12 protein-coding genes are annotated in these 10,359 nt (G+C 74.0%); 5 read left to right on the top strand and 7 right to left on the bottom strand.

The genetic code is table 11. From position 1 onward, the window contains the following. Together FV227_RS26305 and FV227_RS26300 are read right to left on the bottom strand one after the other, a co-directional pair. A partial coding sequence (locus FV227_RS26305) for a chemotaxis protein CheB (protein ID WP_147860270.1) occupies nucleotides 1-635 on the bottom strand: 635 nt, incomplete at its 3' end. Between the two features lie 97 nt (nucleotides 636-732). Next, a complete protein-coding gene (locus FV227_RS26300; RefSeq protein ID WP_147729160.1) occupies nucleotides 733-1,311 on the bottom strand; it encodes a TspO/MBR family protein in 579 nt (192 codons plus the stop codon). Between the two features lie 191 nt (nucleotides 1,312-1,502). On the opposite strand from FV227_RS26300, the gene FV227_RS26295 reads away from it, so the two are divergent. The 3 genes from FV227_RS26295 (at nucleotide 1,503) to FV227_RS26285 (ending at nucleotide 3,977) form a co-directional block, all read left to right on the top strand. Then, the gene (locus FV227_RS26295) at nucleotides 1,503-2,693 is read left to right on the top strand and encodes an aminotransferase class V-fold PLP-dependent enzyme (RefSeq protein ID WP_147860269.1); all 1,191 of its coding nucleotides are present in this window, start codon (nucleotides 1,503-1,505) and stop codon (nucleotides 2,691-2,693) included. Nucleotides 2,694-2,799: 106 nt separating this feature from the next. After that, on the top strand, nucleotides 2,800-3,294 hold the full coding sequence (locus FV227_RS26290; RefSeq protein WP_147860268.1) for a hypothetical protein: 495 nt from the start codon (nucleotides 2,800-2,802) through the stop codon (nucleotides 3,292-3,294). Nucleotides 3,295-3,302: 8 nt separating this feature from the next. Next, nucleotides 3,303-3,977: a haloacid dehalogenase type II gene (locus FV227_RS26285; protein WP_147860267.1), complete on the top strand. Its 675-nt coding sequence runs from the start codon at nucleotides 3,303-3,305 to the stop codon at nucleotides 3,975-3,977. Nucleotides 3,978-4,280: 303 nt separating this feature from the next. Here FV227_RS26285 and FV227_RS26275 read toward each other — a convergent pair whose 3' ends face one another. The 5 genes from FV227_RS26275 to FV227_RS26255 all read right to left on the bottom strand — a co-directional run bounded on the left by FV227_RS26275 (nucleotide 4,281) and on the right by FV227_RS26255 (nucleotide 9,366). After that, nucleotides 4,281-6,038 carry a carbamoyltransferase C-terminal domain-containing protein gene (locus tag FV227_RS26275; RefSeq protein WP_147860266.1) on the bottom strand — a complete coding sequence of 586 codons (1,758 nt, stop codon included), beginning with the start codon at nucleotides 6,036-6,038 and terminating at the stop codon, nucleotides 4,281-4,283. Nucleotides 6,039-6,082: 44 nt separating this feature from the next. Then, a complete protein-coding gene (locus FV227_RS26270) occupies nucleotides 6,083-6,286 on the bottom strand; it encodes a hypothetical protein (RefSeq protein WP_147844666.1) in 204 nt (67 codons plus the stop codon). Between the two features lie 169 nt (nucleotides 6,287-6,455). Then, nucleotides 6,456-6,689, bottom strand: coding sequence for a hypothetical protein (locus tag FV227_RS26265; protein ID WP_147730013.1), 234 nt, complete (start codon nucleotides 6,687-6,689; stop codon nucleotides 6,456-6,458). Between the two features lie 644 nt (nucleotides 6,690-7,333). Continuing rightward, a complete protein-coding gene (locus FV227_RS26260) occupies nucleotides 7,334-8,335 on the bottom strand; it encodes an AraC family transcriptional regulator (RefSeq protein WP_147860265.1) in 1,002 nt (333 codons plus the stop codon). 146 nt (nucleotides 8,336-8,481) lie between these two features. Then, nucleotides 8,482-9,366 (bottom strand): TIGR01459 family HAD-type hydrolase, encoded by an 885-nt coding sequence (locus FV227_RS26255; RefSeq protein WP_147860264.1) that lies wholly within the window; start codon nucleotides 9,364-9,366, stop codon nucleotides 8,482-8,484. A 121-nt stretch (nucleotides 9,367-9,487) separates the two neighbouring features. On the opposite strand from FV227_RS26255, the gene FV227_RS26250 reads away from it, so the two are divergent. Continuing rightward, entirely contained in the window at nucleotides 9,488-9,745 is a 258-nt protein-coding gene (locus FV227_RS26250) for a UPF0175 family protein (protein ID WP_147729952.1), read from the top strand. 43 nt (nucleotides 9,746-9,788) lie between these two features. Next, the coding region (locus FV227_RS26245; RefSeq protein WP_246686595.1) for a DUF3368 domain-containing protein at nucleotides 9,789-10,359 on the top strand (571 nt) is incomplete at its 3' end.

The following is a 10,359-nucleotide window of genomic DNA, read 5'->3' as shown; positions in this document are numbered from 1 at the left end:
GGCGCGGCCGGCGCGCGGGCCGGCTCCGCCTGCGGCGCCGCCTCCCCCGCGATCCCCGGAGGATCGTCCGCCGCGATCGCCGCGGCGATCGTCCTTGGGCTGCCGATCGTGGCGATCGGGCCGTCGCGAGCGATCGCGCTCTCGGGCATGCCGTGGCGGGGCGGCGGCTCGGGCGTGAGCACCATGGTGAGCCCGCCGGCGCGATGGATCGCGGCGAGCCCGCGGGCGCCGCCGTCGAGGGAGCCGGACAGCACCACGCCGATCATCCGCCCGCGGCCGTGCCGGGCCACGGAATGGAAGAGCAGGTCGACCGTGCGGTTGCCGTGCAGCCGCATCGGGTCGGCGACGATCTCGCCGAAGCTGCGGTCGGCCAGGATCGGGTGCCGGGCCGGCTCGCCGATGTCGATGCGGCCCGGCTCGAAGCGTTCGCCCGCGTCCGCGATCAGGACCGGGGGCGGGCAGGCCTGCGCCAGGATCGCGCGGAGGTGGCTCGGCCGGTCCCAGGGGCGGAGCAGCACGAGGAGGACGGCCCGGAGCGGCGCCGGGAGGGCGACGAGGAGCGCCCGGATGTCGCGAAGGCCCTCGGCCCCGGAGGCGCCGACGCCGACGAACCGGGGCCGGTCACCGGCGGGCATGGGTGCACGGCAGCATCGGGCCGGGCCGGGGCGCCACGCCGGACGGCGAGGATTTTTTGGCCCCACGGTCCGGGGCGTGGGGTGCCGGCGCGCCGCGTCAGTTCAGCCGCCAGATCGCCGCGTTGAGCAGGGACGCGAAGGCGACCCAGGCGGCGTAGGGCACCAGAAGCCACGCCGCGATCCGGTCGATCCGCCAGCTCAGGCGGATCGTCCACAGGATCATCACGAGGAGGGCCACCACCACCACCAGGCCGGCACCCAGCGCGTGGCGGGCGAAGAACGTCGGCGTCCAGGCGGCGTTGAGCGCGAGCTGCACGCCGAAGGCGGCGATCGCCAGCCACCAGCCCCGGCGCGACGGGCCGGTGGCCGGGCGGGCGCCGAGCAGGCGCCAAGCTGAGACGACCATCAGCACGTCGAGGATCGTCCAGGCGATCGGGAAGGCCGCGTTCGGCGGGTTGAAGGCGGGCTTGGCGAGGCCGGCGTACCACCCGTCGATCTCGGGGGCCGTCGACAGCCCGCCAATGAGCGAGGTCGCACCCACCGGCAGGATCGCGGCGGGCAGGCGCAGCCACCAGGGAAGGGCCGGGCGGATCGGAACCCGCGTCGGCGAGGCTTGCGTGGACGAGGCTTGCGTGGACGAGGCTTGCGTGGACGCGGCGCGGCTGGCGGTCTGCATGGACGAAACCCGACGGGGACCTCGGAGGCGGCCCCGGCCCGGATCGTGGCAGCCGCGGCGTTCGGAGGCTATAGGAAACCCGCGCGTCTTCCTCCCCTCGTGCGGGGAAGGGACGATGAAGGGAAGGGACGCGGCGCGAGCCGAATCCGGACCGTCGAACGATCTCCCGCCACGCAACATCGGACGCGGCCATGACCTCACGCAACCCGACGGACGACGCCGACCCTCGCGCCGCCGGATGGTCGAAGCGGACGCTCGCCGCCCAGGCGATGGGGCATGTCGAGCCGGTGACCCGCGCGGTGGTGGCGCCGCTGCACGTCTCGACCACCTTCATCCGCGACCCCGACAACGGCTATTCCTCCGGCTTCTCCTACGCGCGGCCCGACAACGCGACGGTGCGCGAGGCGGAAGCCGTGCTGGCGATGCTGGAGGAGGCGCCGGCCGCGATGCTGTTCGGCTCCGGAATGGCGGCGGCGACGGCGGTGTTCGGCGCGCTGGAGCCCGGCGACCACGTGGTCGCGCCGGCGGTGATGTACTGGGCCCTCAAGCGCTGGCTGCGCGAGGAGGCGCCGCGGCGCCGGCTCGACCTCGATTTCGTGGCGATGGATGACCTCGACGCCCTGCGCGCCGCGATGCGGCCGGGCCGGACCAAGCTCGTCTGGATCGAGACCCCCGGCAACCCGCTCTGGACGGTCACCGACATCGCCGCCGCGGCCGAGATCGCCCATGCGGCCGGGGCGCGGCTGGCGGTCGACTCCACCGTCGCCTCGCCGTTCCACACCCGGCCGCTGCGGCTCGGCGCCGACCTCGTCATGCATTCCGGCACCAAGATCCTGAACGGCCATTCCGACGTGATCGCCGGCGTGCTCGCCACCGCCGCCCGCGACGCCGCCTGGACCCGGATCGGCGCGATCCGCGCGAGCGGCGGCGCGATCCTCGGGCCGTTCGAGGCCTACCTCTTGATGCGGAGCCTGCGCACCTTCCCCCTGCGCGCCGCCGCGCAATCGGCCGGCGCCCTCGACCTCGCGGGCCGCCTCGCCCGGCACGCCCACGTCGCCCGGGTGCTCTATCCGGGGCTCCCCGAGGATCCGGGCCACGCGGTCGCCGCGCGGCAGATGGACCAGGGGTTCGGGGCGATGCTGTCGATCCGGGTGGCCGGGGGCGAGGCCGCGGCGATCGCCACCGCCGCGCGCGTGCGCCTGTGGAAGCGCGCGACCTCGCTCGGCGGCGTCGAGAGCCTGATCGAGCACCGCGCCTCGGTCGAGGGACCGGGCACGCCGTGCCCGCCCGACCTGCTGCGCCTCTCGACCGGGCTCGAGGACCCCGACGACCTGTTCGCCGACCTCGACGCGGCGCTCCGGGCCGCCCACGCGGGCCCCTGAGCGCGGCGGGCTCGGATTCCTGTCCCGCGGGCGGGACCCTCCGGCGTGCCGCGCGTTGTGCCTCACAACTTCCGAGCATCCCACGCCGAGAGACGACGAGCGGACCATGACGACACGCATCCTTGCCGGCGCCGCGCTCACCGGGGCCCTGGCGCTCGCCCTCCTCGCCGCACCGGCGGCCTTCACCGCCGCGCGGGCCGACACGGTCCCGAACCTCGACATCAAGAAGACCTGCCAGTCGGCGAGCCGGGCCAACGTCAGCGTCAGCGACAACGCCAACATCGAGGGCTGCCTGCGCTCCGAGCGGGACGCGAAGAAGGAGGCCGAGCGCCGCTGGGGCGACTACACGCCCTCGGCCAAGCGCCAGTGCGAGGACCAGTACAAGGCCGGCGGCTACCCGTCCTACGTCGAGATGGTGACCTGCCTCGAGCTCGCCAGCGGCACGGTGCCGACCCAGCCGAATTCCGGCGGCACCGCCACCGGCGGTCCCGGCGCGCCGGGCGGCAAGGTGGCCCCGCAGGAAGCGGGAAGCCAGAACCTCACGCGCGAGCCGGCCGCGAGCCAGCGCACCAACCCGATCGAGGTGCTCGAGAAGAAGTAGCGCCCGCGATGTCGGAAAGACCGCTTCTCGCCGGCCGCCGCGCCGTGGTGTTCGACGCCTACGGCACCCTGTTCGACGTGCATTCGGCGGTGCAGCGCCATGCCGACGCCGTCGGGCCGGCGGCGGCGCGGCTGTCGGAGCTGTGGCGGGTGAAGCAGCTCGAATACAGCTGGACCCTGTCGCTGATCGGCCGCACCGCCCCGTTCTGGCAGCTCACCGAGCGGGCCCTGGACTTCGCCCTGGCGAGCCACCCGGACGTCGACGCGGGCCTGCGCGACCGGCTGCTCGACGCCTATCGCGACCTCGACGCCTACGGGGAGGTGCCGGGCGTGCTGGAGCGCCTGCGCGCGCGCGGCCTGTCCACCGCCATCCTCTCCAACGGCGACGACGCCATGCTCGGCCGCTCGGTCGCCTCGGCCGGCCTCGCGTCCCGCCTCGACGCGGTGCTCTCGGCCGACGCGGCCGGCGTGTTCAAGACCCATCCGCGCGCCTACGCCGTGGCGCTCGACGCCCTCGGCGTGCCCGCCGAGGCGGTGCTGTTCTGCTCCTCGAACCGCTGGGACATCGCCGGCGCCACCGCCTTCGGCTTCGCCTGCGCCTGGATCAACCGCACGGGGAAGCCGGACGAGTACGCCGACCTCGCGCCGGTGGCGGTGCTGTCGGATCTCGCGGGCTTGTTCTGAGGCGGGGCGTCGGCTCCCCCATCTCACCTGGATCGCATGGGGTGCGGGTTCCCCTCTCCCCGCACGCGGGGAGAGGCCCGGCCGCACCTCGTCGTGTAGCCGGGAAGCGCAGGCGAAGCCGAAGCGGCGGTGAGGGGAAGGCACCGGACGAGGCTCCGCCGTCGAAGCCCCCTCACCGTCGGCTGCCGCCTCGCCGCGCCGACGACAGGGTCGTCGCGGCCCTCTCCCCGCGTGCGGGGCGAGGGGATGCGCGCGGGGCGCACCGCCATGGTCCTGTAAGGCTCCCGCGCGCCTCCCGACCCCTCACTTCACCACGATCCAGTCCTCCACCACCAGGGCGTCGAGGCCGGTGGTGGTGAACATCAGGATCGCGTCCTCCGCCGTGTGGAGGATCGGCTTGCCCATCACGTTGAAGCTGGTGTTGAGCAGGATCGGCACGCCGGTGATCTCGGCGAAGGCGGCGATCAGCGCGGCGTAGGCCGGGTTGCGCGCCGGCGTCACGCTCTGGAGCCGGCCGGTGCCGTCGGCGTGCACCACCGCCGGGACCTGGTCGCGCTTGGATTCGCGCCAGACCAGGGTGCGCTCCATGTACGGGCTGTCGGCATAGGCCTCGAACCAGTCGGGGCCGGCCTCGGCCAGGATCGAGGGGGCGAAGGGCCGGAAGGCCTCGCGGTACTTCACCTTGGCGTTGAGCGCGTCCTTCGCGCCCGCCGGCCGCGGGTCGGCGAGGATCGAGCGGTTGCCGAGCGAGCGCGGGCCGAACTCGGCCCGGCCCTGGACCCAGCCGACGAGGCCGCCGGCCGCGAGGATCCGCGCCGCCTCCCGGGTCGCCGCCGCATGGCCGACCTTGCGCGCGCGCGGCTCCCACTCGGCCAGCCGCTCCATCGGCGCGGTCGAGACGCGCGAGCCGAGATAGGGGGTGAGCGGGCGCGCCTCCGGCGCCGGCCCGGTCCAGCCCGGGTTGTCGGCGGCGTAGGCGAGCCAGGCCGCGCCGACGGCGTTGCCGTCGTCGCCCGGCGCGGACGGCACGTGCAGGCGGGAAAAGCTCGAGCGCTCGAGCACCCGCCCGTTGTAGGACGAGTTGAGGCCGCAGCCGCCGGCGATCACCAGGTTCTCGTGCGGGCTGAGCGCCCAGGCCTCGGCGACGAGGATGTCCATCAACTCCGAAAACACCTCCTGGCCGCTCCTGGCGAGATCGGCCCAGCCGGCCTCGCCGAGATCGGCCGGGCGGCGGCTCAGGATCGTCGCGACCACGTCGCGCACGGTGGCGTCGTCGGTGAACTTCAGGCGGCCGCCCTCCGCCGTGTACAGGCGGCGCAGCTGCGCGACGAGCGCGGGATCGGAGCGGCCGTAGGGCGCGAGCCCCATGATCTTCCATTCCTCGCCCTTGAGCTGGTCGAAGCCGGCGAGGTCCGTGACGAGCCCGTAGAGGAAGCCGACCGAGCCGCGGCCGCGGTGGCGCCGCACCTCGGCGATGCGGCCCGCCTCCATCCGGTAGAGCGCGGCCGCGCCGGTCTCGCCCATGCCGTCGACGATCACCGCGGTCGCGTCCGAGAACGGGCTGCCCCACAGGGCGTAGGCGGCGTGGGTGAGGTGGTGGGGGAAGCGGTCCTGCCGCACGATCCGCGCGCGCGCCGCGCCGCCGCGGCCCCGCGTCTCCTGGTCGAGGGCCAGCAGCGTGCCGTAGCCGGCGCGCGCCTGGGCGATCGCCATCTCGGCCACGAAGATGCGCTCGGCGCGCTCGGGCACGAACGAGCGGTTGAGCACCGGCGCGTGCCGGCCCAGGGCCTCGAGGGTGAAGGCGCCGGTGCGCCCCTGCCCCTCGAGGAACTCGGTGAATTGCTGGCCCCAGGTCGAGGCGACGACGAGCTCGGAGCCTTCCGGCACGAGCTCGGCGAGCAGCCCGACCATGCGGGTGGCCGGGTCCGGCTCGCAGTTCGGGGCGCGCTTGTATTGCAGGAAGCGCTCGGCGCCCTCGGCGAACAGGACCGTGCCGTCGGGCCCGATCAGCGCGAGCGCCGGGTCGTGGAAGGTGGTGGCGAGGCCGAGATAATACCGCATCGCGGATCGGGTTAGCGCCGCGGCGCCGACCCGGCAACCTCCCGTCAGGCGCGCTGCGCCCGCTCCAGCCGGCGGGCGAGGCGGGTCGCGCCGTAGACCTCGCCGAGGCGCCGGCGGGCGGCGTGGACGGGAGGCGCCTCGCGCTCGGCATGGGCGGCGGCGATCACCCGCAGCGTCGCGGCGACGGAGCGCTCCAGGCGCTGCTCGTCGTGGGCCTTCACGGCGCGGGCCGGCACGGATTCGGTCATCGGGATGCCCCCTCGTGGTCCCGCCCTCGTCCGGACGGCGACCGTCGGCGACAGCATCCGGGGCGGGCTGGGCCGCAAGATGGCAGCTTGGCCGTAACCTGGCCGCTTGGCCCCGAGTCGGCCGCTCGATCATAAGGTGGCGGCTTGGCCACGGGAGCCGCCCCCGGCCTCAGGGCGCGGCGGAGGCCTCCTGCGCCCGCACGACCTCGCGGGCGGTGTCGAGCACGATCCGGCGGTCCGCGTCGCTGCGGATCGCGTCCCACAGCGTCAGCAGCTCCCGGGTTTCCTGGGCCGGGCAGCCGCCCTCCCGGGTGCTCACCAGCTCCTCGACGGTGCAGCCCAGGGCCGTGGCGATGCGCTTCAGCGTCTGAGCGGTGCGCTCCGACGGCAGGAGTTCTGTCATGCGTCGATCTCGATGGGGCATCGGCATCACGCGGCCCGGCGTGCGCGGGACGGCGCGGAAGGCCGGCATGCGGCAGGCCGGGTCGGGCGCCGGCCCGCGCCCGGGCGACCCGGCCGGTGCGCGGGTTGCATCGTGCGCCGGCCGCGGGGGGCCATGGCGGCGCCTGCGGTCGAACCGGGCGTCGTCACGGCCGCATCGCGATCCGCCGGCGGACGAGCCGGGATCGTCTTGCGGGTGCAGGCATCGTTGTTCGCAAGATCCAGCATGCGGGTTCCCGTGCGACGCGCTCGAGGGGCGTAGGATAATCGATCTATGAGTTACAGTATATTTTGAATAAATACCTTACAAAGACCGTTCGCTATATATTCGGCAGCTCTGATCCGGCGACGATGCAGGATTTGGACCTGCCCTCGAGACCGCCGATCGATGAGAGACCGGACATCGAATCCAAAATGGGATCGAAGTTGCACTCACATACGTTGGTATCCGATTTTAAACTATAAGTGTCAAATTCGCGCGATATTTATACTGTCTTGCGCTATATTGATAGCCAGCCCCGATAGCGCCCCGGCGCTCGGCCGGCAGGCCTCCGCATCCGGGCCCGCGGCCGAAGCGCCGCGGGCCCCTCACCGCCCGGGGCGCATTCAGCGCGGCCGGCCGGCGTCGCGCCGCGTCTCGGACGGCGCGCAGCCGTACAGCCGCCGGTAGCGCTGCCCGAAATCGCTCATGTGGACGAACCCCCACCGCGCCGCGACCTCGGCGATCGAGAGCGTCGCGCCGCCGCGCGCGGTCAGGTCGTGGTGGACCTTCCGCAGGCGGCGATCGATGATGAACTGCACCGGCGTCTGCCCGATCGCCTGCCGGAACCTGTCCTGCAGCGAGCGGACGCTGATCCCGGCCGCGGCCGCGATGTCGGCCAGCGTCAGCGGGTCGGACAGGTGCGCCTCGATGTAGTCGAGGGCGGCGCGGATGCGCCGGAGCGGCACGTCCTGGCTCTCCTGCGGCGCCGGCATGTCCCGCTTCGGCCAGACCGAGAGCAGCTGGTAGCTCAGGATCTCCTGGATCAACGGGACGATCAGGTTCCCGCGCCGGCTCGGTCCGTGGCTGTGCGCATGGATCTGCCTCAGGGTGCAGAACAGCATCTGCATGCCGGGGGTCGTCATCGCGGCGATCGGCGCGAGCGGCGCGAAGCCGCGGTCGCCGCCGCCCGTCAGCGCCGCGTTGGCGGCCGTCAGGGCCGCGACCGGGATCGTCCCGCCGATGGCGCCGAACCCGCTCGAGGCCTGGACCTCGCGCAGGTCCTCGAAGCCGACCAGCGTGGCGTGGGAGGGCAGGCCGATGGCCTCGCCGGCCCGGTAGCGGTAGGCGATGCTGCCGCTCGTGACGAAGCGGATGGTGACGAGGTCGGCGTCGAATTTCGGCTTGGTGACGAATCCGCTCGCCGAGGCGGTCTCCCACAGGCTGAAGGTCTCGCTCTGGCTGCCGGCGATGCGGATGTCGGGCGCCGCCGAGCGCAGGATGTCGAAGTTGACGGCGATGCCGCCGCGATCGTTGAACAGCTGGAGCTGCCGCAGCGAGCCGATGCGCGCGACGATGCGGTCCTGGGAGCGCCAGGCCGCCGGATCGCGCTGGGCGAGACCGCTCATCCGAGGGGCCTGACCGATCGGGGCGGCGTGGAAGCGGGGCGGCGCATCGTCGGGCAACTCGAAGTGGGGATCGGCTGTGCCGCCGGGGCGATCGACCGCCCCGAAACCGCGCACCGCCGTGCGCGGGCCGTGCCGCGGCCGGCGGGCTACCAGACGAGCCGCTCGATCACCGCGTCGGGCTGCACCGGCTGGCGCGCGAGCCAGGCGGCGACGTCGCCGAGGGTGTGGTGGGCGGCCGAGACGCCGAGCTCCTCGGCGTGGATGCCGCGGGCGACGAGCAGGCTGGCGATGCCGAACCCGCGCGCGCCGGCGATGTCGGTGCGGATCGCGTCGCCCACCGCCAGGACGCGGGCGGGATCGGGCGCGGCGCCCGCGTCGAGGCCGGCGGCGAGCGCGAGCGCGGCCTCGTAGACCGGCCGGTGCGGCTTGCCGGCATAGGTCACCGCGCCGCCGATCGCGGTATAGGCCTCGGCCAGCAGGCCGGCGCAGGGGATGAGCAGGCCGTCGCGCTCGACCACGAGGTCGGGGTTGGCGCAGATCATCGGCACGTCGCGGGCCCTCAGCGCGGCCAGCGTCGCCCGGTAATCCTCGGCCGTCTCGGTGGCGTCGTCGAACAGGCCGGTGTTGACCACGAGATCGCAGGCGTCGGCCGGCACCAGCGTGAGGTCGAGCCCCTCGAAGATCGGGCCGTCGCGCTCCGGGCCGAGATGGTGGATCCGCGCGCCCGGCCGCCGGGCGATCAGCTCGCGGGTGAGGTCGCCCGAGGTCAGGATCGCGTCGTAGGCGGCGCGCGGCACGCCGTAGCCGTCGAGGATGCGCTGCACGCCGGCCCAGGGGCGGGGCGCGTTCGAGACCAGCACCACCCGGCGCGGGCGCGGGCCGGGCCGCTCGCGGAAGGCGATCAGCGCCGCGCCGGCGGCGGTGTGGGCGCGGGTGCCGTCGTGCAGCACGCCCCAGACGTCGCACAGGATCAGGTCGTAGGCATCCGCGATGCCGGACAGGCCGGGCAGCGTCGGGATCGGATCGGGCATCGGCGGTCTCGGGCGGATCTGTCGGGGAAGGCGCCGGCCGGGTTAGGCGCGCCGGCCGGGGTTGGCAATCGCGCGGGGCTTTGCGGGATCGGGCGACCCGGCGTAGCCTCGCGGCGGGAACGTGACGGTCCCGATTCCCGACGACCTCGCCCGCCGCCTCGCCGCGGATGGCGGCGACCTCGCGCGCCGCGCGCTGGAGGCCTTCGCGGTCGAGGAGTTTCGCGCCGGGCGGCTGACGCCCCCCGAGTTGCGCACGCTGCTCGGGTTCGGCACCCGTGCGGCGCTCGACGCCTTCCTCAAGGCCCGCAACGTCTTCGTCGACTACGACCTCACCGACCTGGACGACGACCGCCGCGATCTCGACCGCCTCGGCCTGTGATCCGTTGCGTGCCGTCGCCGATGCCGGGCCGATCCATCATCTCGTGCTGATCGACCGGATCGCGGTGCTGCCGACGCTGCTGGCCGGGGTCGCGATCCCCGATACGGTATGCCGGGAGTTGCGCCATCCCGAAGCTCCCGCGGCCGTGCGACGCTGGATGTCGGCGCCGCCGGCCTGGCTCGCGGTCGAGCCCGATCCGGTCGGGTCGGACCCGTCGCTCGGGCCACTGGATGCCGGGGAACGGGAAGCCATCCGGTTGGCGACGGCGCTCGGGGCTGACCTGATCCTCATGGATGGCCGTGCCGGCGTCGCCGCCGCCCGGGCCAGGGGGGGCGCCGTCACGGGCACGCTCGGCATCGTCGACCTCGCCGTGCGGCGCGGCCTCCTCGATGTGCACGACGCCGTCTCACGGCTCCGGGCGACCAATTTCCGCTGCCGCCCGGCGCTGTTCGAGGCCCTGCTCGCCCGGCATCCTCGCCCCTGGCACGGCTTCTCCCCGATCTGCCATCCCGAAGGGACCCTCAGGATCGGGTACGACCCCTCTAGCTCGCCCGGCGCAGGAAGGCCCGGAACGGGCGGCGCTCCGGCGTCGGCTCGGGCGGGTCGTCCGGGGT

The sequence above is a fragment of the Methylobacterium sp. WL119 genome, from assembly GCF_008039875.1.
Taxonomy (GTDB): Bacteria; Pseudomonadota; Alphaproteobacteria; order Rhizobiales; family Beijerinckiaceae; genus Methylobacterium.
This window is presented reverse-complemented; position numbering and strand designations above follow the sequence as displayed.